19 protein-coding genes are annotated in these 23,644 nt (G+C 70.7%); 12 read left to right on the plus strand and 7 right to left on the minus strand.

Translation table 11 applies throughout. The annotated features are described in order from the left end of the window. Positions 1-1,312 precede the first annotated feature (1,312 nt). Positions 1,313-1,744 (plus strand): VOC family protein, encoded by a 432-nt coding sequence (locus tag ABZ194_RS03625; protein ID WP_355591865.1) that lies wholly within the window; start codon positions 1,313-1,315, stop codon positions 1,742-1,744. A 147-nt stretch (positions 1,745-1,891) separates the two neighbouring features. Here the strand turns inward: ABZ194_RS03625 and ABZ194_RS03630 are convergent, their stop codons facing one another. From ABZ194_RS03630 to ABZ194_RS03640, 3 genes are all read right to left on the minus strand, one after another. Beyond that, positions 1,892-2,461: a hypothetical protein gene (locus ABZ194_RS03630; RefSeq protein ID WP_355591868.1), complete on the minus strand. Its 570-nt coding sequence runs from the start codon at positions 2,459-2,461 to the stop codon at positions 1,892-1,894. 339 nt (positions 2,462-2,800) lie between these two features. Continuing rightward, positions 2,801-4,531 (minus strand): LCP family protein, encoded by a 1,731-nt coding sequence (locus ABZ194_RS03635; RefSeq protein WP_355591871.1) that lies wholly within the window; start codon positions 4,529-4,531, stop codon positions 2,801-2,803. A 157-nt stretch (positions 4,532-4,688) separates the two neighbouring features. Beyond that, positions 4,689-6,074 carry a hypothetical protein gene (locus tag ABZ194_RS03640; protein WP_355591874.1) on the minus strand — a complete coding sequence of 462 codons (1,386 nt, stop codon included), beginning with the start codon at positions 6,072-6,074 and terminating at the stop codon, positions 4,689-4,691. A 225-nt stretch (positions 6,075-6,299) separates the two neighbouring features. Between ABZ194_RS03640 and ABZ194_RS03645 the strand changes: the two genes are divergently transcribed. From ABZ194_RS03645 to ABZ194_RS03675, 7 genes are all read left to right on the plus strand, one after another. Next, positions 6,300-8,357, plus strand: a complete 2,058-nt coding sequence (locus ABZ194_RS03645) for a hypothetical protein (RefSeq protein WP_355591877.1) — start codon at positions 6,300-6,302, stop codon at positions 8,355-8,357. A gap of 172 nt (positions 8,358-8,529) precedes the next feature. Then, on the plus strand, positions 8,530-9,423 hold the full coding sequence (locus ABZ194_RS03650) for a glycosyltransferase family 2 protein (protein ID WP_355591880.1): 894 nt from the start codon (positions 8,530-8,532) through the stop codon (positions 9,421-9,423). Beyond that, on the plus strand, positions 9,424-10,494 hold the full coding sequence (locus ABZ194_RS03655; protein ID WP_355591883.1) for a glycosyltransferase family 4 protein: 1,071 nt from the start codon (positions 9,424-9,426) through the stop codon (positions 10,492-10,494). A gap of 92 nt (positions 10,495-10,586) precedes the next feature. After that, a complete protein-coding gene (locus ABZ194_RS03660; protein ID WP_355591886.1) occupies positions 10,587-11,429 on the plus strand; it encodes a class I SAM-dependent methyltransferase in 843 nt (280 codons plus the stop codon). 118 nt (positions 11,430-11,547) lie between these two features. After that, a complete protein-coding gene (locus tag ABZ194_RS03665) occupies positions 11,548-12,474 on the plus strand; it encodes a lysylphosphatidylglycerol synthase transmembrane domain-containing protein (protein WP_355591889.1) in 927 nt (308 codons plus the stop codon). 89 nt (positions 12,475-12,563) lie between these two features. Beyond that, on the plus strand, positions 12,564-13,688 hold the full coding sequence (locus ABZ194_RS03670; protein WP_355591892.1) for a glycosyltransferase family 1 protein: 1,125 nt from the start codon (positions 12,564-12,566) through the stop codon (positions 13,686-13,688). A 14-nt stretch (positions 13,689-13,702) separates the two neighbouring features. Next, the gene (locus ABZ194_RS03675) at positions 13,703-14,797 is read left to right on the plus strand and encodes an NDP-sugar synthase (RefSeq protein WP_355591895.1); all 1,095 of its coding nucleotides are present in this window, start codon (positions 13,703-13,705) and stop codon (positions 14,795-14,797) included. A gap of 31 nt (positions 14,798-14,828) precedes the next feature. Here the strand turns inward: ABZ194_RS03675 and ABZ194_RS03680 are convergent, their stop codons facing one another. Then, positions 14,829-14,963, minus strand: a complete 135-nt coding sequence (locus ABZ194_RS03680; RefSeq protein WP_355591898.1) for a hypothetical protein — start codon at positions 14,961-14,963, stop codon at positions 14,829-14,831. A 177-nt stretch (positions 14,964-15,140) separates the two neighbouring features. On the opposite strand from ABZ194_RS03680, the gene ABZ194_RS03685 reads away from it, so the two are divergent. The 3 genes from ABZ194_RS03685 (at position 15,141) to ABZ194_RS03695 (ending at position 19,230) form a co-directional block, all read left to right on the plus strand. Then, positions 15,141-17,750 (plus strand): bifunctional FO biosynthesis protein CofGH, encoded by a 2,610-nt coding sequence (locus ABZ194_RS03685; RefSeq protein ID WP_355591901.1) that lies wholly within the window; start codon positions 15,141-15,143, stop codon positions 17,748-17,750. A 443-nt stretch (positions 17,751-18,193) separates the two neighbouring features. Further along, on the plus strand, positions 18,194-19,030 hold the full coding sequence (locus ABZ194_RS03690) for a helix-turn-helix transcriptional regulator (RefSeq protein WP_355591904.1): 837 nt from the start codon (positions 18,194-18,196) through the stop codon (positions 19,028-19,030). After that, positions 19,018-19,230, plus strand: coding sequence for a DUF397 domain-containing protein (locus ABZ194_RS03695; protein ID WP_355591907.1), 213 nt, complete (start codon positions 19,018-19,020; stop codon positions 19,228-19,230). The genes ABZ194_RS03690 and ABZ194_RS03695 overlap by 13 nt, the downstream gene beginning before the upstream one ends. Positions 19,231-19,424: 194 nt before the next feature. Here ABZ194_RS03695 and ABZ194_RS03700 read toward each other — a convergent pair whose 3' ends face one another. Then, the gene (locus ABZ194_RS03700; protein ID WP_355591910.1) at positions 19,425-20,633 is read right to left on the minus strand and encodes an acyltransferase; all 1,209 of its coding nucleotides are present in this window, start codon (positions 20,631-20,633) and stop codon (positions 19,425-19,427) included. Between the two features lie 245 nt (positions 20,634-20,878). Here ABZ194_RS03700 and ABZ194_RS03705 point away from each other — a divergent pair, with 245 nt between their 5' ends. Next, positions 20,879-21,133, plus strand: a complete 255-nt coding sequence (locus tag ABZ194_RS03705; protein WP_355591913.1) for a hypothetical protein — start codon at positions 20,879-20,881, stop codon at positions 21,131-21,133. Positions 21,134-21,267: 134 nt separating this feature from the next. Here ABZ194_RS03705 and ABZ194_RS03710 read toward each other — a convergent pair whose 3' ends face one another. Beyond that, a complete protein-coding gene (locus ABZ194_RS03710; RefSeq protein WP_355591916.1) occupies positions 21,268-22,587 on the minus strand; it encodes a coenzyme F420-0:L-glutamate ligase in 1,320 nt (439 codons plus the stop codon). After that, a complete protein-coding gene (gene cofD / locus ABZ194_RS03715; RefSeq protein ID WP_355592178.1) occupies positions 22,584-23,570 on the minus strand; it encodes a 2-phospho-L-lactate transferase in 987 nt (328 codons plus the stop codon). The genes ABZ194_RS03710 and cofD overlap by 4 nt, the downstream gene beginning before the upstream one ends. Between the last annotated feature and the right edge of the window lie 74 nt (positions 23,571-23,644).

Raw genomic sequence — 23,644 nt, forward strand, 5'->3', positions numbered from 1 at the left:
CGAAGTCGCCCAGGAGCACCGGGGGGCGCGGCCACGTGGCGGGGGTTACCTCGCCGACCCGACCACCTTAAGTGTTCATGGGGTCGGTGTCGCACGCGTGTCACGTGTTTCCCGTGGTTCCCGGCGAATCGTGATCTTCACCGGACGACGGGTCCCCACCGCCCCCGCCTCTGCTCCCCAGGCCAGGGGCGGGACTCTTGTCGGCCCCGCACACGCGGGGATGGCCCACTCCGGCAGTACATCGAGGGGATCCGCGACTGCCCCCCCGATCGCCTGGAGGGAGGCCGCCCCGGACTCCCCCAGACCCGTCCGGTGACCGCTCCCCGAGATGACCGAGGGCGTCCCCTGGTGGTGGCGAACTCGGGGCCGTACCGGATGTGATCATGTCCGCTGACGGCGGGTAACCTGTCGTCAGATCTTGCGGTTGTGCTGGATGGCGGCCTGTAGCTGGATATGAGCTGACATTTGGACCACGACGGCCGGACGCAGCCTGAGTATCGTCCAGGCATCACTGTGTGCCCCGGGGTTATCGAAGAGGGGCTTGTGGGGACGCCCCCTCTTTGATGACCGTGAATTTAGATGCACCAGTAGTGGCTGTTGCCACTCACGGCGTCATTGGACACCGTCTGCCCTCTGATCACCACCGTCAATGTGGTAATGGTGAAGTAGGAAAACTCACGTGACGGATGATACGTGCATCGGTAGGAAGCCTCCGACCGCGACGCTCGCCCAGGGGTGCAGGAATGCCTCGTCGGCCCTGAGCCAACCCGGGTTTCGGAAGCGTCGGCGTTGATCCGGTACAGCCAGCTCGTGGTGGCGCAGGCCGACGGCTTCTCGCTGGTACAGCGCGTGATCTCCCCGGATCCGATGATGTCTCTGCTGTTGGGGGTCAACGTCACCGGATGCTCCGCGACGATCCAGCACCCGATGACGGGTCCGGCAGAGACTGTGCCGTTCTCCGCGTCCGCTGAGCCAATCCCGGCGAACGCGGTGCTTGCCGGTCCAGGCGGTGTTGTCGACTGGATCGACTGTGGGGAAGGCTCCGGGGCAGACGGGTCGGTTGCGGCCATAGCCGGGCCACTCAGGGAGATGGTTGCCGTAAGCGTGATGATGGCAACCACGAGCCGCCGTAAGATCGTCATGTATCACCGTCCTCTTTGTGGACTGTCTCCAAACCCACGCGATCATCGCAATCCACGACAAAATCGGTCAATAATTCTTGACTCATCTTTATGTAATCTCTACGGCGTAGCCCTCCTAGCCACCCTTCCCGCTCTCGACTCTGAGAGGTTGGCTTGAAACGATCGGGCATATGGCACTCCGAATCCACCACCTCATGCTGCGATGCATAAACCCTTTGTCGGTCGCCTGTTTCTGGAGCAAGGCCCTGGAGCGCCCCATCGACTCTGGCCCGAACGGTTGCTGGATCAGTCTCGGCCCCGAGAACAGTCCGGCAACGATGCTGTTCGTGCGTCATGAACTCGATGACGCCAAAGGGGGGGCCCGGCTATCCGTGCGTCTCAACGCCGTCGACGGGACCCTGACCGAGGAGATCGCCAGGTTGGAGCGCCTGGGGGCCACACTCATGAGTTCGCATGACCGAGGTAGAGGCCTCGGATGGGCCGTCCTGACCGATCCAGAAGGCAACGAGTTCATCGTCGACTCCAGCGATGCGGAGGTTGCCGCAGTACGAGCTGATCTGACCATCCCCGTTGACGGACCAGACCCCGGCCAAGGGACATGACAGAGAATGGGCTTTTCCTGGCGGTCGGGCGGAGCCTTTGCGACCGATGCGGAGTGCTGGTGCCCGCGGAGGGGTACCGGCCCCGTATACGCCGGGACGGTTCGTGCGGGTCGGAACCTTTGTGACCAGCGCTCGATGGATCAGTGCTCACGACCATGTCGTGGCGGTGTAGGCGTCGCTCTTGGCGGGATCGTATCGGTAGTGATGTTCGGCCCGGTCGGGCGTTGGCAGTGGCCCGACCAAGTGCGCGACTCGGTCGAGCGCGTCGCGCGTCTCCCGGCCGGCGCCGAGCCGTGCCCACGCACGGCCCTCCTGGGCGGTCGCTTGGATGTAGGCCGAACTTCCCTTCGGCGCGACCCGTTGCGCTCCCTGGGACAGGCTCAGCGCGCGCCGGTAGTCCCCGGTCGTGAGAACCTGCCACGCCTCCGTTTCCAGGGACCACGCCATGATCTCGGGGTGTCCGGCGTGCTTCGCCAGTTGAGCGGCCGTCCGGAGCCGTGCGGCGCCCGCCGGGAACTGGCGAAGGTCGATATGACAGGTGGCGGCGAGCAGGGACAGCCAACCCCCGACCACGAGCAGGCGCCGATACTCGGTGAGCGTCTTCCTCGCGTCGATCAGCTGAGAGACGTAGGCGAGGTGACGGCGCACCCGGCCGAGCAGCTCCGCCGGTGGCGTTCCGGGGTAGGCCACCGCTAAACCGTCAACGACCGTCTCCAACCGTTCGAGTGTCTCGGCACCAACGTCGCTGATGGCTACACGGCGGGCCAACTCCAAGGCGTCGAGCTCGTCATCGAGGACTGCACCACTTCGGATGTCAGCCTCGGTGCTCTCGCCGAACAGCTCCGCTTCGCCGGTGCCGAAGGCTCGTGCGTACAGGACGCGGTACGGGTCTTTGGGCCGGCACTTCCCCGCCTCCCAATTTCTGATGTTGCGGACGATGCTTTCCCGCGAGGGGGGGTGTATTCCAGGGGCCTTCTCCGTGCTCCGAGGGCAGATCGGAGAGAAGAGCCGGCGACCACTGCCCCGGGCGCCTGACGATCTTTGGTGGGACGCGCTTCAGAGGCAGGGGTTGGTGTTGGCGTCGACGACGTTCTCCTTGATGCTGTCCGGGATCTTGATGGGGGAGGCGACGCCCTTCCAGTCGGCGCCGATGACGAGCTGGATCACCGGTCCGCCGGTGGCGGTGCCCGCCGTACCGGTGGCGGGGGGAGTGGCGCCCGTGCCCGGGGTGGATGTGGCGGCGGGCTTGTAGGGCTCCACGGTGTTGGGCTTGATCTTGCCCGCGGCGGGGACGATCTTCTCCTGGTGCAGCAGCTTGGCGGCCACGGGCTGGGCGTAGTCCGCCCCGTCCTCGGCGTTCTTGGCGTACAGCACCTTCGTCTTCGGCTGGTCGGCGCCGGTGGGCAGCTGGGCGTTGCCCACCTCGACCACCGTGAAGCCCTGCGCCGTCAGCGCCTCGGCGACCTCCACGGCCCTGCCCGAGGTGTTCGTGCCGTTGAGCACCTGGACCCTGACCTGGGCGGGTTTGATCGCGGGTTTGGCCGGGGCCTCGGTCTCCTTGCCGGTATCGGTATCGGTACCGGAGGGCTTGGGCGTCGCGGTCGGCTGCACCTCGATGTCGCTGCGGATCGCGGCGAACAGCTGGTCGGCCTGCGGCTGGGCCCACTCGACCCGGCCGGGGTCGGGCGCGTAGGGCCTCCACGGCACGGTGACCGACTTCAGCCCCCTGGCGGTCAGAGACTTCGCGCTCTGCGCGATCTCCAGGAGTCGCGCGGTGGTGAGGTTGCGGTCCATCGTCACGGAGGAGGTGGCGGCCTCAAGGAAGGCGGTCAGTTTGCTGAGGTCGGTGAGGAGGTCGGAGCTGGTCGCCTTCTTCATCACCTGGGTGAGGAAGACCTGCTGGCGTTTGATCCGGCTGATGTCGCTGCCGTCGCCGAGCTGGTAGCGGGCGCGGACGTAGGCCAGGGCGGTCTCGCCCTGCACCGTGTGCTTGCCCTTGGTCAGGTCGAGCTTGGCCTTCTTGTCCACCACGTCCTTGGGCAGGCAGATCTCGATGCCGCCGAGGGCGTCGACGATGCCCTTGAACCCGGAGAAGTCGACCTTGACGAAATGGTTGATGTGGATCTGGGTCAGCGCCTCGATCGTGTCCCACGTGCAGACGATGCCGCCGTCGTTGAAGGTCGCGTTGATCTGCCGGAGACCGGGGGGAATGACCGCCTTGGTCCTGGGGTTCTGGCACTGGGGCGCCTGGACCATCGAGTCGCGCGGGAAGCTGACCAGGGTCGCCTTGTCGCGGTTCGGGGAGATGTGCAGGAGGATGATCGTGTCGGTCCGCTCGCCCTGCCCCTGCAGGTGCTGGCCGTACTTCTTGTTGCCCGCGCCGTCGCGGCTGTCGGAGCCGACGACGAGCACGTTGAGCGCGCCGGTCTCCGGCGGGCGGTTCGCGCTGAGCCTGCCCTCGACGTCCTCGCGCTTGATGTTGCCCTCGATGTCCCGGTAGAACTTGTAGCCGGTGAGGGTGCCGACGACCATGACGCCGGTCAGCGCGATGCTGACCCAGGCCCCCGCGCTCAGCCGCCTGGCCTTGCCACCGGCGCCGCCCGGCCTGCCGTGACCCCCGGAGCCGCCCGGCCCACCGGAACCGCCGTGCCGGGGGGGAGCGCCCTGCGGGGTGGGGTTCTCGGGTGGTGATCCACCGTCGTGGCCCGCGCGCCTGGAGCCCCGGCGGCCGGGGATGGCCGGTGCGGTGTTCCGAGCGCTTACGGCGACATGCCGGTGGTCGCTCATGCGATCTCCTCGCTCGGCCGCGGCATCCGGGGCTGTTTCAGCTCGCTCATCGCGCCCAAAGAGTAGGTCACGGGGCGAGTGCCGGGAGTCGTGATGGTGCGAATTTGGTCATGACCGCCCCCCGCAGCCTCCGTGATGATCAGGCCGCCCAGCATACTCAAATACGGACATTTATTGGTATGTTAGTGAAGGAGGGTTTACTCAACGCAAGCGCCGCCGCGAGGCACGCGACCGGTACGGCGGGCAGCACGTACCGGTAGTCGAACTCCGCCACCGCCGCCGGCATGACGAGCAGCACCGTCGCCGTCGTCCAGGGAAGCAGCCACGCCGTCGAGGCCGGGCGGAACCGCCGGACACCGGCCGCCACCGGGGGAAGAAGCAGGATCACCAGCACCGCCGCGCCGGGCAGGTGGGCCACCCGCTGGTAGGCCCGCATCCAGCCCGCGTAGGGCTCGACGATCCGGGTGTCGATCGGGCCCCGCTGGTAGCGCTGGGCGAACCCGGCGCCCACCATGGCGGGATAGCGGCCGGGTGGTGCCGGCGGCTCCGCGGGGAACTCGTAGTAGTCGTAGATCTCCTGATCCGGGTAGACCGGACGGCCCAGGGTGAACGAGCGGGCCAGCTCCGAGGTCACCGAGCCCAGGTAGTCGAGGGGCTGACTGCGGATGGCCAGCGACGCGAACCGCCCGGCCAGCGTGTCGTTCTCCCGGGTGAACGTGATGCCGGGCAGCCTGACCAGCGGCGAGTCCTGGCTCCAGACGTACTCCTGGGCGGGGGGCCGCTCCCCGGGCGGGCGGGGATCGCAGAGCACGGCCAGGTCCGCGGGCGGCCTCATCGCCGCGCAGTCGGCGAAGGTCATCGTCTTGGCGTAGAGGAAGACGCCGTTCGCACCCACGAGGCCGATCCGGTGGTAGGTCGCGTGGAACCAGGCCCCGTACCCCAGGATCGGCAGCGCCGCCGCGGCCAGCATGACGGCGGCCGTGGCCACCCGCCCCCGCGCCCGGTAGACCAGCCAGCCCGCGAAGACCACGACCAGCGGCAGCCCGACGGTCCTGGTCAGCGTCGCCGCCGCGAGCAGCAGGCCGATCCCGGCCGCCTCCCGTCTCCCCGAGGCCGGTGAGACGGCGAGGCAGGCCGCGGCCGTCACCAGCGCGGCGAACAGGGTGTCGGAGACCAGCAGGTGCTCCAGCTCGACCTGGTAGGCGTCCAGCAGCGCGGGGACGGAGGCGAGGACCGCGGCCCAGCCGGGGGCGCGCAGCCGCCGGGCGGTGACATAGACCAGCACGCCGACCCCGAGCCCCAGCAGGTGCTGGACCGCCGCGACGAGCGCGAAGCTGTGAAACGGTTCGAGCAGGCGCAGGAACATCGAGTATCCGGCCGGGCGGACCAGGTCGGGCCGGGGTCTCAGCGCGGTGACCACGTAGGTGTAGGAGTCGGGGAACCAGAGCGCCGGCCGGTAGCCGAGCATGGTGATCGTCCTCAGGACGGCCCCGGCGCCCAGCACGCCCAGGAACCACCGGTGCCGCCGCGCCCACCCGATCACTCTTCGCCCCCTCCGTGTGCCGCGCGTACGCGACCGGGTCCGACGCCCCGGCCGTTCCGCCGAGGCCGATCCCCCGTGTGCCGCGCGTACGCGACCGGGTCGCGCCAGATCGGCGCACGCCCCTGCCGTCCCTCCGCATGCTGCGCGTACGCTACCGGGTCGCGCCGGGCCGACGCGCGCCCTCGTCGCCTCCACCGGGTGCTGCCACTACGCTCGGGGCCAGCTATGAGGATCGGCCGGTGGGATCGGAGGCGCGGGCCCTCGGCGGGCAGGGTGCTCGCCGTGCTGTCGACCGTGCCCGCGCTCGCGCTGGCCGGTTGGCTGCTCGTCGCGCTACCGCTGCTGCTGCTCGGCTGGTTCCGTCCCGCCGTCGCCCTGCCGCTCGGCCTGACGGCCGCCGTGCTCCTGTGCCGGTACGGCTCGCGCCGCCTGCCGGCGACGGCCGGGGCGTCCGCCCGGCAGACGGGCGGGGTGGTCGCCGTGGCCCTGGCCTCGGGGATCTTCAACGGCCTGCTCGGCAGCGAGCAGCTGATCGTCCGCCGTGATCCCGCGACCTACGCGCAGTACGCCGTCTGGCTGGCCCGCCACGGCTCGCTGCCGATCCCGTACCAGGAGGCGGCCTTCGGCGGCGCGGATCCGGCGCTGCGTTTCGGCAGCATGGGCTTCTACGACTTCGGCGGCGCCGTCGTGCCGCAGTTCATGCCGGGGCCGCCGATGATCCAGGCGGTGGGTTACTGGCTGGGCGGTGTTCCCGGGCTGCTGCTGGTCCCGGCGCTGCTGGGGGCCGCGGCGGTGCTGGTCCTGGCGGGGCTCGTCGCCCGGCTGGTCGGCGCACGCTGGGCTCCGCTCGCCGCCCTGGCGTTCGCGGTCAGTCTCCCGATCCTCTACACCTCGCGTGCCACCTTCAGCGAGATCCCGTCCCTGATCCTGCTCTTCGGCGGTCTCGCCCTGCTGCACGACGCCCGGTTCGGGCCTCGCTCCGACGGCGCCGTGGCGGCCCTGGCAGGCCTGGTCTTCGGACTGGCCGTCCTGGTCAGGATCGACGGCCTGCGGGACGTGCTTCCGATCCTCGCCTACGCCGGGCTGCTGATCGCCCTGCGCCGGATCGGTGACCGCACAAAGGGCGGGCTGGGCGTTCCGCTGCTCTGCGGCCTGGCCGTGGGCGCCGGGCTGGGGCTGGTGGCCGCCTATCTCCTGGCCAGGCCGTACCTGAACTATCTGTCGGGCTCGCTCAGGCCGCTGCTGGCCGTCTGCGGCGCGGTTCTGCTCCTCACCCTGGCCGCCGCGGCCCTCGCCCCGAGGCTGGCGTCCCCGCTGCGGCGTCTCGCCGGGATCCGGCGGCTGCCCGATCTCGCCGCGGGCCTGGTGGTGGTGGTCATGGCGGCCTTCGCGGTCCGGCCGTGGCTGCAGACCGTGATCCGGTGGCCGCTCACCCCGGACGACCGGCTGACCTACGGATTCATCGAGCGGACCCAGCGGGCGAACGGGCTGCCGATGGACGGCTCCCGGCTCTACTACGAGGAGTCGCTCCACTGGGTGATCTGGTACGTCGGGGCCCCCGCGGTGGTGCTGGCCACGCTGGCCGCGGCCCTGCTCACCCGCGGGCTGGTCAGGGGGCGGGAGCCCGGCTGGCTGCCGCCGCTGGCCGTCGTCGGCTGGACCACGGTCGCCACGCTCTATCTTCCCTCCATCACCCCCGACCAGCCGTGGGCCTCCCGGCGGCTGGTCCCCGTCGTCATCCCCGGCCTGATCCTGCTCGCGGTCTGGGGGGTGCGATGGCTGCGCGACCGGGCCCGCGGCATGGGGTACGGCCGGTCCGTCCAGAACGGCGTCGCCGTCGCCGGCGCGCTGCTGCTCCTCGTCCCACCGGTGGTCACCTCGGGCGGGACGGCCTTCACCCCGGTTGAGCGCGGTGAGCGCGCCGCGGTCGAGGCGATGTGCGCGGCCCTCCCGGCCCGCGCCTCGGTGCTGATCGTGGAGCGGGTCACCGGTGACCGGCTCACCCCGGTCGTCCGGAACACCTGCGACGTGCCCACCGCCCGGGTCGTCCTCCGGCAGGGCACCGACATCCCGGGTTCGGCCGACGTCACCCGGCTGATCCGCCGCGTCCGCGCCGCCGGCCGCGTCCCGGTCCTGCTCGCCGTCAGGGCGGACCAGCTGGCCCTGTACGGCGAGCCGGTCCAGGTGATGAGACTCCGCACCCGCCAGGACGAGCGCTCCCTGGTCGACGCGCCCAACGGCACCTGGTCGATGGCCGTCGACACCTGGATGGCCGTTCCCTGACGTTCCGTTCCCCGGAGGAGAACGCCCTCCTGGAGGGGAAAAGCAGGGAAAGATCCATGGGAAACCGGGCGAGAAGCGCTTTTCGGCGCCTGAATGTGGGTCCGGCCCCCATCCGGGCAGAGTATCCTCGCCCGACGTGAGCACGCCCGAGACTTCCGAGAGTGAATCAGCTGTGGACGCAACGCCGTACGTCACCATCGTCCTGCCCTGTTACAACGAACAGGACCATGTGATCGACGAGGTCGAGCGCATCTGCGAGGCCATGGACCGCAGCGGCTACACCTACGAGCTCGTGGCCGTGGACGACTTCTCCACCGACCAGACCCTGGCCAGGCTCACCGAGGCCGCGCCGCGCTTTCCGAACATGCGGATCCGGGCGTTCCACCGCAACGGCGGCTCCGGCACGGTGCGCAGGATCGGCACCCAGGAGGCGCGCGGCGAGATCGTCGTGTGGACCGACGCGGACATGACGTACCCCAACGAGCGCATCCCCGAGCTGGTCGCGATCCTGGAGAAGGATCAGACGATCGACCAGGTGGTGGGCGCGCGGACCACCGAGGAGGGCTCCCACAAGTTTCTGCGGGTGCCGGCCAAGTGGTTCATCCGGAAGGTGGCCGAGCGGCTGGCCGGTCAGCGCATCCCCGACCTCAACAGCGGGCTGCGGGCCTTCCGCAAGTCGGTCGCGCGGCCGTACCTGCGGCTGCTGCCCCCGGGGTTCTCCTGCGTGACCACGATCACGCTGTCGTTCCTGTCCAACCAGCACGACGTCTTCTACCTGCCGATCGAGTACAGCAAGCGGGCCGGAAAGTCCAAGTTCAGCTTCATCTCCGACGCCTACCGCTACATCCTGCAGGTGCTGCGGATGGTCATGTACTTCAACCCGCTCAAGGTGCTCATGCCGCCCGCGCTCTGGCTGGTCGGCATCGGCCTGGTCAAGGGCGTCGTGGACATGGTCCGCTACGGGTTCTACCTCACCAGCAACACCATCGTGATCTTCCTGTCCGGCCTGCTCATCGGCTCGCTGGCCCTGCTGGCCGACCTCATCGTGCGCTCCAGGAGCGAGTAGATGCGGATCGCGATCGTCGGACCGGCCCACCCCTACAAGGGCGGCGGGGTCGCGCACACCACCGAGCTGGCCCACCGCCTGCTGGGCGCCGGGCACGACGTGGTGATCGAGTCGTGGCGGGCGCAGTACCCCTCCTTCCTCTATCCCGGCACGCAGACCGTGGACACCCCGGACGGGGCGCCGTTTCCGAACGTCCGCCGCGACCTCGACTGGCGCCGCCCGGACGGCTGGGTCCGCTGCGGCCGGCGGCTGGCCGCCGCCGACCTGGTGATCCTCGTGCTGCTCAGCCCGGTGCAGGTGCCGCCCTACCTGGGCCTGCTGTACGGCCTGCGCCGCCGGACCCGGGTGGTCGCGCTCTGCCACAACGTGCTACCCCACGAGCGCAAGCCGTACGACACGCCGCTGATGAGGGCGCTGCTGCGCAGGGTGGACGGGGTGCTCGTCCACTCGGAGCGGCAGGCCGCGCTCGCCCGTGGGCTGGGACCCGCCCTGGTGACGGTGGCCGAGATGGCGCCGCACCTGCCGGCCGGGCTCAGGCCGGCGGACGGGGGCGCCCGGCCGGTGGCCGACCGGCTGCTCTTCTTCGGCCTGGTCCGGCCGTACAAGGGGCTGGACCTGCTGATCCGCGCGCTGCCCGAGGGGGTCTCGCTCCGGGTGGCGGGGGAGTTCTGGGGCGGTCTTGAGGAGACGGAGGCGCTGGTCGCCGAGCTCGGCCTGACCGGCAGGGTGGAGCTGCGGCCCGGCTACGTGGCCGACGAGGACGTGCCGGGGCTGTTCGCGGATGTGGACGCGCTGGTCCTGCCGTACCGGAGCGGGACGGCCAGCCAGCAGGTGTGGCTCGGCCACGAGCACGGGGTGCCGGTGATCGCCAGCCGGGTGGGGACGCTCGGCGACCACGTCACCGACGGGGTGGACGGGCTGCTGGTCGAGCCCGGTTCGGTGGAGGGGCTGCGCGCGGCGCTGACCGCGTTCTACCGGCCGGGTGAGCCCGGCCGGCTCCGCGCCGGGGTCAAGGCCGTGGACCCCGAGCCCTACTGGGCCTCCTACCTCGCGGCTCTGATCCCGGACTGAGGTCCGGGCGCCGGGGACGGGCTCGCCGGTACTCTTGGGCGTCGCGGAGTCAACGAGGAGTCGCGAAGTCAGCGAGGAGTGGTGGGCGGGCGATGGGCGACGGCAGACGGGTGGCGCAGCTGGAGTACTCCGAGTTCCAGGCGGCCATGCTGGACGAGGAGAAGCGCCGCCGTAAGGCCGCCAAGATCGTGGCGGTGCTCGGTCACTTCCTCGGGCGGGACGAGAACGTCCTGGAGGGCCTGACGGTCGCCGACATCGGCTGCTCGGCCGGGTTCATCGCCGACGAGCTGGCCGCCGCCGGCGCCCGCCGGACGTTCGGCGTGGACATCGACGTGCCCGGCCTGCGCAAGGCGGCCGGACGGTTCGGCGGCCGGGTCGAGTTCGTCTGCGCCGACGGCACCGCGCTGCCCTTCCCCGACCGCTCCATCGACGTGCTGGTCTTCAACCACATCTACGAGCACGTGGTGGACCCCGACGCGATCATGGCCGAGATGCGCCGGGTGCTCACCGACGACGGCGTGCTCTACCTGGGGCTCGGCAACCGGCTCGGGGTGATGGAGCCGCACTACGGGCTCCCGTTCCTGTCCTACCTGCCGCCGGCTCTGGCCGACCGCTACGTCCGGCTCTCCGGCCGGGCCGACAGCTACTACGAGCGCTACCGGACCCGGCGCGGCCTGCGCAGGATGGCGCGTGGCCTGCGGGTGTGGGACTACACCTTCCCGGTGCTCGCCACCCCGGCCGCCTTCGCCGGGTCCGAGCTGTTCCCCGGCGCGGTCGGACGGGCCGCCGAGAGCGTGCTCTCCCGGCTGCCCCGCGCCGTCCTGCGCGGGCTGCTGCCGGTGGTGCCGACCTACCTGTGGGTGGCCACCAAGAGCACCCGCCGCCCGGCGGGGGCGGCCCTGCCGCAGCCCCCCGACCCGGTCCCTCCGCTGTGAGACGGCCGGTGGTGAAACGCGCGGCTGTGAGACGGCCGACGGCGGAGCGGCCGACGGCGGAGCGGCCGACGGCGGAGCGGTCAGTGGTGAAACGGTCAGTGGTGAAACGGCAGGTCCGGTGAAGCGGCTGATCCGCATCGGCTTCCTGCTCGTCGCGCTCGGGTTCGGCGCGTGGGCCGTGGTGAGCAAGTGGGACGGGATCCGCGCCGGGTTCGCCCAGCTGTCCTGGCAGGCGCTCGCGCTGTCGCTGGTCGCCGTGGTCGCGGCGCTGTGCGGCGGGATGATGACGTGGCGGTCGCTCCTGGCCGACCTCGGCTCGCCGCTGCCGTTCCGCCCGGCGGCGAAGGTCTTCTTCGTCGGCCAGCTCGGCAAGTACATCCCCGGCTCGCTCTGGCCGGTGCTCGCCCAGATGGAGATGGGCCGGGAGCTGGGGGTGCCCAGGTCGCGGAGCGCGGCGGCGTTCTTCCTGACCCTGCCGGTGCAGCTCGGCAGCGGGCTGGTGATCTCCGGGGTGACGCTGCTGGCCTCCCTGCCGTCCTCCGCCGCGCCGTACGCCTGGGTGTTCCTGCTGATCCCGGTGCTCGCGGTGGTGTTCGAGCCGCGTGTGATCAACGCGCTTCTCACGTTCGGGCTGCGGAGGCTGGGGCGGGAGCCGCTGGAGCGGCCCCTCACCCGCGCGGGCATGCTCACCGCGCTGGGCTGGGCGCTGCTCGGCTGGACCGCGTACGGCCTGCACCTGGCGGCGATCGTCCACGACTTCGGCCTCTCCGGCGCGTCCCTGATCCCGTTCTCGGTCGGGGCGTTCGCGCTGTCGTGGTGCCTGGGCATCATGACGTTCGTGGTCCCGGCCGGGGCGGGGGTCCGGGAGGTCGCCATGGTGGTCGTGCTGGCACCCGTGCTGGGGGAGGGACCGGCGATCACCGTGGCGCTCTGCTCCAGGATCGTGATCATCCTCGGTGATCTCGTCTGCGCGGGCGCGGCCGGGATCGCCGCCCGCCGCGACGTCGGTCCCACGCACGATCAAACAACCGGAAAACCCGTGTGATTTACCCCACCCCGGCGCACGCTCGCCCAATAGAGTGAGGAGGAGATAAGACAACCGTCCCGCGTGGACTTTGAGGGGAGTGATCGTTCTTGACGCCCCGAGTGCTCGTCGACGCGGCCGCGGTTCCGGCTGATCGCGGTGCCCTGATCAGGTATGTCGACGGACTCGTCGCCGCACTGGACCGGGCGGGCGCCGATGTGGTGGTCGTCTGTCAGCGCGCCGACGTCGAGCGGTACGGGGCGCTGGCCCCCTCGGCCCGGATTCTGCCGGGGCCGACCGGCATCGTCAACCGGGCCGCCAGGCTCGTCTGGGAGCAGACCGGGGTCCCGCTCCTCGCCCGGCAGGTCGGCGCCCAGGTCATCCACGCCCCCTACTACTCGATGCCACTCCGCTCCGGCCTGCCGACCGTGGTGACCGTGCACGACGTCACCTGGTTCACCGAGTCGTCGCAGAACAGCACGGTCAAGGCGTCGTTCTTCCGCTCGGCGACCCGTACGGCCGCCCGGCACGCCTCCAGGGTGATCGTGCCCTCCAAGGCGACCAGGGACGAGCTGATCCGGGTGCTGGCGGCCGACCCGGCCCGGATCGACGTCGCCTACCACGGCGTGGACCCGCAGCTGTTCCACCGGCCGTCGCCGCGGGAGGTCAAGCACGCGGCCGACCGGCTCGGCCTGCACGGCACCCCGTACGTGGCCTTCCTCGGCCCGATGGAGCCCCGTAAGAACCTGCCGAGTCTGATCCGGGGCTTCACCCGCGCCGTCAGGGACCTTCCGTCCCCTCCGGCCCTGGTGCTGGCCGGAGGCGTCCCCGACGCCGGGGTGGAGGCCGCGGTGGCCGAGGCGCCCTCGGCCGTCCGGGTGATCTGCCCGGGTTACCTCGCCTTCTCGGACCTGTCCGGCTTCCTCGGCGGCGCCCTCGTGGCGGCCTTCCCCTCACGGGGCGAGGGCTTCGGGCTGCCGGTGCTGGAGGCCATGGCCTGCGGCGCGCCGGTGCTCACCACGCACCGCACCTCGCTGCCCGAGGTGGGCGGCGACGCGGTCGCCTACACCGAGCCCGACGACGCCGACATCGCCGAGGCGCTGCTCGCACTGCTGTCGTCGCCCGAGCGCCGGGAGGTCCTGTCGGAGGCCGGTCTCGTCCGTGCCAAGGAGTTCACCTGGGAGGCCTCGGCCGAGGCGCATCTGGTGTCCTATCAGCGCGCCCTCGAACAGTGAGTTAACCTCTCGGGATGACGGAGACACCTTTACCGCAGCTTGAGGCGATTCTCCTGGTCGGGGGGCGGGGGACGCGGCTGCGTCCGCTGACCCTCGGCACGCCGAAGCCGCTGCTGCCCACGGCCGGGGTTCCCTTCCTGGCCCACCAGCTCGCCAGGGCCCGCTCGTTCGGGGTGCGGCGCGTCGTGTTCGCCACGTCCTACCGGGCGGAGATGTTCTCCGAGGCGTTCGGGGACGGCTCGGCGTTCGGGCTCCGTCTCGAATACATGACCGAGGAGACCCCGCTCGGCACCGGCGGCGCCATCAGGAACGCCGCCGAGGCGCTGACCTGCGGTCCTGACGCGCCGGTGCTGGTGCTCAACGGCGACATCCTGTCCGGCCACGACATCGGCGACCAGGTCGCCAGGCACGTCGCCAGGCGAGCCTCGGTCACGCTGCACCTGACCGAGGTCGAGGACCCGTCGCGGTTCGGCTGCGTGCCGACCGACGCCGACGGCAGGGTGACCGCGTTCCTGGAGAAGACCCCCAACCCGGTCACCAACCGGATCAACGCCGGCTGCTACGTCTTCACCCGTTCGGTGATCGACGCGATTCCGGCCGGCGAGGTCGTCTCGGTCGAGCGTGAGACCTTTCCCGGCCTGATCGAGGACGGCGCCCTGGTGCTGGGATACGCCGACGCCTCGTACTGGCTCGACGTGGGCACGCCCGCCGCCTTCGTGCGGGGCTCCCGCGACCTGGTGCTGGGCCGTCTCGCCTCGCCCGCCCTGCCCGGTCCCCCCGGCGACCTCCTGGTGCTGCCGGGCGCGACGGTCTCGGCCGAGGCCAAGGTCGACGGCGGCTCGGTGGTCGGAGCCAGGGCGGTCGTGGAGTCCGGCGCCCAGGTCTCCGGCAGCGTGCTCGGGGACGACTGCGTGATCCGCGCGGGGGCCTCGGTGGCGGACTCGGTGGTCGGCCCCGGCGCCGAGATCGCCTCCGGCGCGGTCCTGCGCGACGTGGTGATCGGTGATCACGCGGTGATCGGCCCCGGCAACGAGCTCCTGGGGGGCGGCCGGGTGTGGCCCGGCGTGGTGCTTCCCGAGTGCGCCGTCCGCTTCTCCAGCGACATCTGATCTCCGCCGCGTGCCCGGCGCGGGCACGCGGCTATCGCGCGTTCTGAACCGGAGGCCCGGCGGGGAGGGGGTCTTCGGATCTCCAGTCGCGGCCGTCGCGGGTGTCCGCCCCGATCAGCGGCGCCAGGGCGGAGACGGCGGCGAGGGCGAGAAGAAACCAGATCATTTTCGGCTCCTGGGGATGTCCGGGGGTTTCCCGGAGGCACCTCCAGTGTATGCAGGCACAAGCATTTACGTCTATTGAAACTTACTTGACGATGTGATTAAGCATCGCTGAATCATTGATGTTCCCGATACGGTACCCAGCGCCGCATCAGTGACAGACGGGTCGTAATGTGCCGTCATGAGCGTCAACCCCACCGATACCGCGCTGCGCCGGTCTCTGGCCCGAGCTCGCGACGGCAAAGCTCTTGATCTGACCGAGGCCACCGTCCTGCTGCACGCGAGAGACGAGCATCTCGCCACCCTGCTCGAACACGCCGGACGGGTCCGTGACGCGGGCCTGGAGGCCGTGGGGCGGCAGGGGATCGTCACCTACAGCCGCAAGGTCTTCATCCCGCTGACCCGGCTCTGTCGCGACCGATGTGGGTACTGCACGTTCGCCACCGCCCCGCACAAACTGGAGAGCATGTTCCTGAGCCCCGACGAGGTGCTGGAGATCGCCGGGCGGGGGGCGGCGCTGGGATGCAAGGAGGCGCTGTTCACCCTGGGCGACCGGCCGGAGGACCGCTGGCCCCAGGCCCGCGAGTGGCTGGACGCGCACGGCTACGACGACACGCTCTCCTACGTCCGCGCGATGGCGGTCAGGGTGCTGGAGGAGACCGGGCTGCTGCCCCACCTCAACCCGGGGGTCATGACCTGGCGCGACCTCCAGCGGCTCAAACCGGTCGCGCCGTCGATGGGCATGATGCTGGAGACGACCTCGCGGCGGCTCTTCGAGATCAAGGGCATGCCGCACTACGGCTCACCGGACAAGGACCCCGCGGTACGGCTGCGCGTGCTGGAGGACGCGGGGCGGACGAACGTCCCCTTCACCAGCGGAATCCTCATCGGCATCGGGGAGACGGCCCAGGAGCGGGCCGAGTCGCTGTTCGCGCTGCGCAGGGTGGCGCGCGAGTACGGCGGGCTCCAGGAGGTCATCGTCCAGAACTTCCGCGCCAAGCCGGACACCGCGATGCGCGGCATGCCCGACGCCGACCTGCAGGAGCTGGCCGCCATGATCGCGGTGACCCGGCTGGTCATGGGGCCCCGCATGCGGGTGCAGGCTCCGCCGAACCTGGTCGACTCCGAGTACGAGCTGATGATCAGGGCGGGCATCGACGACTGGGGCGGCGTGTCCCCGCTGACGCCCGACCACGTCAACCCCGAGCGTCCCTGGCCGCAGATCGAGGACCTCGCCGCCCGCACGGCCGCCGCCGGGTTCACCCTGCGCGAGAGGCTGACCATCTACCCCGAGTTCGTGCTGGCCGGTGAGCCCTGGCTCGACCCCCGCCTCCGTGCCCACGTGGCCGCCCTCGCCGACCCCCGGACCGGTCTCGCCCGCGAGGACGCCGTCCTCGCCGGCCGTCCCTGGCAGGAGCCGGACGGCGGCTTCGCCGCCTCGGGCCGCACCGACCTGCACACGGCCGTGGACACCGAGGGCCGCGCCGCCGACCGGCGTGACGACTTCGACAACGTCTACGGCGACTGGGACGCCCTCAGGGAGCGGCTGCCGGCCCCGGCTCCGCCCGGCGCCGCCGCGCCCGCCGCGCTCCTGGGCGAGGTCCGGCGAGCGCTGCGGCAGGCCGCCGACGACCCGGCGGCGCTGACCGACGCCCAGGCGCTCGCCCTCCTCGACACGGCCGGCGACCAGCACGGCGCGGGGGCCGACGACGCGGCGCTGGAGGAGCTCTGCCGGATCGCCGACGACCTCCGCGCCGAGGCGGCCGGTGACGAGGTGACCTACGTGGTGAACCGGAACATCAACTTCACCAACGTCTGCTACACCGGCTGCCGCTTCTGCGCCTTCGCGCAGCGCCGTACCGACGCCGACGCCTACACGCTGAGCCTGGAGCAGGTCGCCGACCGGGCCTGGGAGGGCTGGCAGGCGGGGGCGACCGAGGTGTGCATGCAGGGCGGCATCCACCCGGACCTGCCGGGCGACGCCTACTTCGACATCGCCAGGGCGGTCAAGGCCAGAGTGCCTCGGATGCACGTCCACGCCTTCTCCCCGATGGAGGTGATCAACGGCGCCAGCCGTACCAACCTGTCCATTGAGGATTGGCTGGTCGCGGCCAGGGAGGCGGGCGTCGACTCGCTGCCCGGCACCGCGGCCGAGATCCTCGACGACGACGTGCGCTGGGTGCTGACCAAGGGCAAGCTGCCCACCAGGGAGTGGGTCGAGGTGATCTCCACCGCCCACCGGGCCGGCATCCCGACGACCTCCACGATGATGTACGGCCACGTGGACACCCACGCCCACTGGGTCCAGCACCTCCGGCTGATCCGCCGCATCCAGGAGGACACCGGCGGGTTCTCCGAGTTCGTGCTGCTGCCGTTCGTCCACCACAGCGCGCCCATCTACCTGGCCGGGATCGCCAGGCCAGGCCCGACGGCCCGGGAGAACCGGGCCGTGCACGCGCTGGCCCGCGTCCTCCTGCACGGCGCGATCGCGAACATCCAGTGCTCCTGGGTCAAGCTTCAGGACGATCTGTGCCGGCAGGTGCTCCAGGGCGGGGTCAACGACCTCGGCGGCACGCTGATGGAGGAGACGATCAGCCGGATGGCCGGGTCGGAGAACGGCTCGTTCAAGACGATCACCGACATGGCGGCCATGGTCGCCCCGACCGGTCGGCGGATCCGGCAGCGGACCACCTCCTACGGCGTGCCGGACGCCGAGCGGCTGACCGCGTCGGCGGCCAGCGACGGCGTCTGCGGCAGTGTGCGGGGCCTGCTGCCGCTCGAACAGGTTTGACGGGCTCCGGCGTCACCGGACGTTGAACGCGGCCCGTGTGCGGACCGCGCCGAGTCTCCGCACTCCGCGCGATCCGCACACGGGCCGCGTTCGATGTGGAAAGGCGTCTCGGACCGCTTTTCGCGAGACGTTTCCCTCCCATGTTCCGGACATTTTTCGGCCCCTTAAGGATGAATATTGAATTTCCTGATGTATTTGGAGGAATTTACCTCTCCCGCATAATATGTTATGTCGGATGAGTTCGGACTTGGCCGCCGACGGTCCGGGGTGAACGGGTGGCTGAAGTTCGGATAGGGCGGCTTTCAGATCCGGAGGGGGACTCTCCGTTGAATGGTGCCGGCCGGGTTCTCAATGTGTTCACAGTGTGTGAACCCTCTCCATTTCCAACGCGCCCGGAGGTAATGTCCAGGAAAACGGCCCCAAACGGCGAGAGGAGCCCGGAGATGAGCGTTTTCCCGGAGCCGGACCCATCCGCGTCCCCGCGCATTCGATTCGGTGCGGAACTGCGTAAGGTGCGGCTTCTGTCGGGGCTGAGCCGGCGCAGGCTGGGCGATCTCATCCACACGTCGGTCAGCCACCTCAACATGATCGAGAACGGCCGCCGGGCCCCCACCCTGGATCTGGCCCGCAGGGTGGACGTGGTCCTCGGCCGGGACAGGGAGCTGACCGACCTGCTCGACCGGCTGAACCGCGCGGCGGACCAGCTGCCCCGCTGGTTCCGCCCCTGGCTGGACTTCGAGCGCGAGGCGGAGTCGCTGCACGTCTGGCAGCTGTCGATGGTCCCCGGCCTGTTCCAGACCGAGGACTACGCGCGGGCGTTGATCGGCAACGAGCCCGGGGTCACCGAGGAGCAGGCGGAGGAGCGCCTGACGGCTCGGCTGGAACGGCAGAACATTCTCAACCGGACCAAGCCGCCGATGATGTGGGTGGTGCTGGACGAGAGCATCCTGCACAGGCCCGTGGGCGGTCCGGAGGTGATGAAAAACCAGTTTCAGCATCTCCTGAGGCTGGGGGAAAGGCCCCACATCCTGCTTCAGATGCTTCCCTATGGGGCTTACAGCACGGTGGGGCTGCTCGGCAGCTTCGTCATCGCGGAGATGCCGCGAGGGGGCCCGCCCGTGGCCTACATCGACTCCCAGAGCACGGAGGACCGAGTAAGCGATCGGTCAGAGGAGGCGAAAGCCTTAGTATGCAGGCACGGCGTGATCAGGGCCGACGCCCTGTCCCGGCGCGAGTCACTCGGCCTGATTAAGGAGACGATGCGCAAATGGACGACCTGAACAGGGAACTCCCCGCCGCTCAGTGGCGCAAGTCCAGCCTGTCCGGCGGCGATGGAAGCGACTGCGTCGAAGTCGCCGCCCTTTCCGACGGTCGTCGTGCTGTCCGTGACACCAAGGACCGCACCGGCCCGGCGCTTGTTCTCACCGCCGACGCCTGGTCGGCTCTCACCGCCGCCATCAAGGCCGGTCACCTTAACTGACGGCGACGCCATAGGTGGGCACGCCCTCTAACCGCCCGTTCCTCCCCGACCGGCCATAGGCCGCGCTCGCGCCGCCCGAAGGCACGCGAGCGCGGTCGTGGCGTGTCCTTACCAGGAGGCGTCGGGCCCGCAGGGCGCGTAGGCCGAACTCGCCAGGCTCGACGGCGGCGGGCGGCCCCCGCGCCCCACCCCGGTCAACGAGTCCGGCGTCCCCCTTGTGAGATGAGGCGCCTGCCCAGCCGTTGTGCCGGAGCCTCCACGAGACGCCATGTCAGCGCGCTGAGCCCGAACAGCGTCCCCATCACGCCCGCCAGAGCCACCAGTCGCAGATTCAGCGGCACGGCCAGCGGTACGGGCCAGAACCACTCGACGCTTTCCAGCAGCAGCGGGTGAAGCAAGTAGACCGAGTAGCTGGTCAGCCCCAGCCAGGCCAGAGCCCGCGGCACTTCGCGGTGCCGCAGTGCCATCCCGGCGGCGAAGGTGATCCAGGCGGCGGCCATCGCCGTCTGGAGGCCGAACTCGTCGCGCGCCAGCCAGATCCCGGCCAGTGGCACCAGCGTCACCCATCCGGCTTCTCTCCAGGAGATCTCGCCCTGCTCGGCCCGGTACAGCACGGTGCCGGCGAACATGGTGGCCAGGATCAGCAGCCCCTGCCCGGGGCCGGGATAACTCTGGTTGACCGCCAGCAGTCCCAGCACGGTGACCCCGATGACGATCGCGCCCGCCTGCCGTACCACACCTGAGCCCGCGAGCGCCGAGGCCAGACCCGCCGCCACCAGCGTGGCCGCCACCAGCACGACCGTCAGCATCCGGCCCGATCCACCGGTCGAAAGCAGCGCGACCGGTAGCGTGCCCGCGCCCAGCACAGCCGTCGTGGCGAAGCCGAGCGCGCCCGCGGTGCTCCTCCGGTGCACGCCGAGGACGAACATCGCGGTCAGCAGCAGGTAGAAGGCCATCTCGTACGAGAGCGTCCACAGCACATTGACCAGGTTCGGCACATACAGCAGGTTCTGCAGCATCGTCAGATGGGCCAGCGCCAGGGAGATCGGCCGTGAGCCCCACCAGACGTGCAGGCCATCCCAGCCGGCCGCCACCAGCAGCGCCACACCCGCCACGCACACCCCGAACAGGGGATACAACCGGAGGAAACGAGAGATCCAAAAGGCCCGCACGCTGCCCCGCCGCTCCAGCGATGCCGGCACGATGTAGCCGCTGACCAGGAAGAACACCAGCACGCCGTACCAGCCGGGTTCGAAAACCGCCTTGACCGGCAGCCGTGCCTCGGGCAGCAGGAACTTGAAGGCATGCTCGAAGACCACCATCACAGCGGCGATGCCGCGGAGGGCGTCGAGCCAGGCCATGCGTCTCCTGGCTTGCTGGGCCACCACCGGAATAGTCGGCATCCGGTGATGCTAGCGATCAACCTATGAAAACTACTGATATGTCAATAAATGACAGTGGTCTGGCCGTGATGGTCCATGCAAGGACCGTCACCGTGCTGTGGTGTTCCGCGGCACCGGTACGGCCAGCGGCCGCCGTGCCGTAGCAGGGGTGGGCATCGTTTTCCGGATCGTTTTCCTTTCTTTGCGTAGTCGTTGAACTACCCTGAGTGGCGAAATTCTGTTGCCCTCTAGGTAGGAGTGTGTCCATGGACAGCTCGAACGGCCGGGTTCTCGTCGTCGTCGTGATCGCGACGGTCCTGTTCCTCGTCGGACGGCGCTTCCAGCGGACCGTGGACATCTGGGCGGGGTGGGGCAAGGCGATCAAGGCGGCGGCGGACGCGGCGGCGAAGATCCCGGGTGCGAAGGCGACGGCCTGGGCCGCGCTCCGGGGCATGATCGTGGTCGGCCTGGGGGCGCTGGTCCTGTTCGCGGTTCTCACCAACGCGATCCGCCACGGCTGACGGCCCCGGCCGTCGCAGGGGGGTCCGTGACAGGCGGGGTGGGTGAGCGTCGGCGTCTCGCCGAGGTGCCCGATCCGCGGGCGGGCCGGAAGCGGCCCGGCTCGCGCAGCCGACCGGCCCCGTGGAACCCTCGGCTAACGGGTGACGATGAAGTCGGCGGCCTTTCTCGGGGCGCGGTCGCGGGGCGGGGCGGCCGGGTGGCCGATGGCGACGGCGCCCATCGGGTCCCAGTCGGGGGGCAGGTCGAGCACCTCGCGGACCACGTCGCGGCAGAACATGGTGGACGACACCCAGGCCGAGCCCAGGCCCTCCACCGCCAGCTGGACCAGGAGGTTCTGCACCCCGGCGCCCGCGGCGACCACGAACATCTCCCGCTCCGCCGCGTTGCGCCGGTCGTCGCGGTAGGTGTGCGAGCCCTCGGCGACCAGGCAGGGCACCGCGAGGTACGGCGCGGCGCGCAGCACGTCTCCGCGCCTGACCCGCCGGGCGATCGACTCCGCGGCGAAGCCGTCTCCGCGCAGGTCGGCGATCCACGCCTCGCGCATGGCGTCGAGCAGCCTCCGGCGGGCCTCGGGTGACTCCAGCAGCACGAACCGCCACGGGGTCGTGTGGTGCGGGGCCGGCGCGGCGATCGCGGCCTCCACGGCCCGGCGGACCGTGTCGCCGTCCACCGGCTCGGCGGAGAACTCACGGACGGTCCTGCGGGCGAAGAGCACGTCGCGCGAGCCGTACCGGAACATGTCGTCCTCGGACCGCCGGACCAGCTCGCCGACGCCGGGGCCGTCGGCCTCGGTGGTGTACTCGGCCGCGCCCCGGATCACCGCCACCGGGGTCCGCGCGAGCTTGCCCTTGACCAGGTCCCCGGCGGCGGCGAACTCGTCGGCCACCGCGGTCACGGTGACCTCCAGCGCGTTGCCGTGGTCGTCGGCCATGCCCCGGTAGTCGAGCACGGGCGTCACCCCGGCCACGCCGACGGCCATGTCGGTCTGGCCGTTGCGCCAGGGACGGCCGAAGGTGTCGGAGAGGATCACGCCGACCGAGACGCCGAGCCGTTCCCGGACACGCGCCCGGACGGCCGAGGCGGAGGCGTCCGGATCGACCGGGAGCAGCACGACGGTGCCGGGCTCGGTGTTGGAGGCGTCCACCCCGGCGGCGGCCATGACGAACCCGTGCGCGGTCTGCGCGATCACCGTCTCGCCCCGGCGGGCGACGATCCTGGTGGTCTCGGCCGCGATCGCCTCGCCGCGGCCGACGTCCCGGCGGACCCGGCCCTCCGCCTTGCTCGCGATCTTGGAGGTGACGACGAGGATGTCGCCGTCACGCAGGTACGGCGCGGCCTCGGCGATCAGCTCCCCGACGTCGTCGCCCTCCCGGACCTCTCCGATCCCGGCGACGGGGAAGACCTCCAGCGGAGTGCCGCTCCGGCACCCCGGCCCGCGGCGGACGCCGCTCATCCGGCATCCCCCATCCGGAAGGCGCTCTGGGGTCCGGTGTTCCGGGACGCGGCGAGATCCCTGGCCAGGGTGAGGGCCGCCCGGGCGATGGCCGCGGCGGACTCGGCGTCATACATGATCAGGGGACGCGCCTCGACGCGCACGCCGTCGAGGCGGACTCCGGCGTCCTCCTCGGCGACCAGCCAGCCGTCGATCAGCGGCGAGCCGTACAGTTCGAGCACCGCCTGGGCGGAGCTCTCCACGCCGACCGCGCGCAGGCAGGCGTCGGCCATGCCGCGGACCGGGGCGCCGCCGACGATGGGGGAGACGCCGACGACCGTCTTGGGCTCAAGGGCCTCCCGGACGCCCTTGATCTGCAGGATCGTGCCGATGCTGACCACCGGGTTGGACGGCGGCAGGATCACCACGTCCGCGTCGGCGATGGCCTGGAGCACGCCGGGGGCGGGGCGGGCGGCGTCCGCGCCGACCAGGATGATCTGCTCGGCCGGGACGGAGGCGCGCAGCCGTACCCACCACTCCTGGAAGTGGATGGCCCGGCGGCCCCGCTCGTCGGAGACGACCACGTGGGTCTCGGTCCGGTCGTCGCTCATCGGGATCAGCCGCACGCCCGGCTGCCAGCGGGCGCACAGCGCCTCGGTGACCGCTGACAGCGGGTATCCGGCCGCGAGCATCTGGGTGCGCACGATGTGGGTGGCGATGTCACGGTCGCCCAGGCCGAACCACTGCGGCTCCATGCCGTAGGCGGCCAGCTCCTCCTTGACGACGTGCGACTCCTTCTGCCTGCCCCAGCCCTGCTCCTCGTCGATGCCGCCGCCCAGGGTGTACATCACGGTGTCCAGGTCGGGGCAGATCTGCAGGCCGTAGAGGGTGATGTCGTCACCGGTGTTGCCGATGACGGTGATTTCGGAGTCGGGGGCGGCGCTGAGCAGGCCGCGCAGGAAGCGGGCGCCGCCGATTCCACCGGCGAGGGACACGATGCGCATGCCGCCCAGTCTTTCACTGCCCCGCCCGCGATGCTTCGAAGGCCCCGCCCCAGGCCCCGCCCCAGGCCCTGTGC

The organism is Streptosporangium sp. NPDC006007 (assembly GCF_040614315.1).
GTDB lineage: Bacteria > Actinomycetota > Actinomycetes > Streptosporangiales > Streptosporangiaceae > Streptosporangium.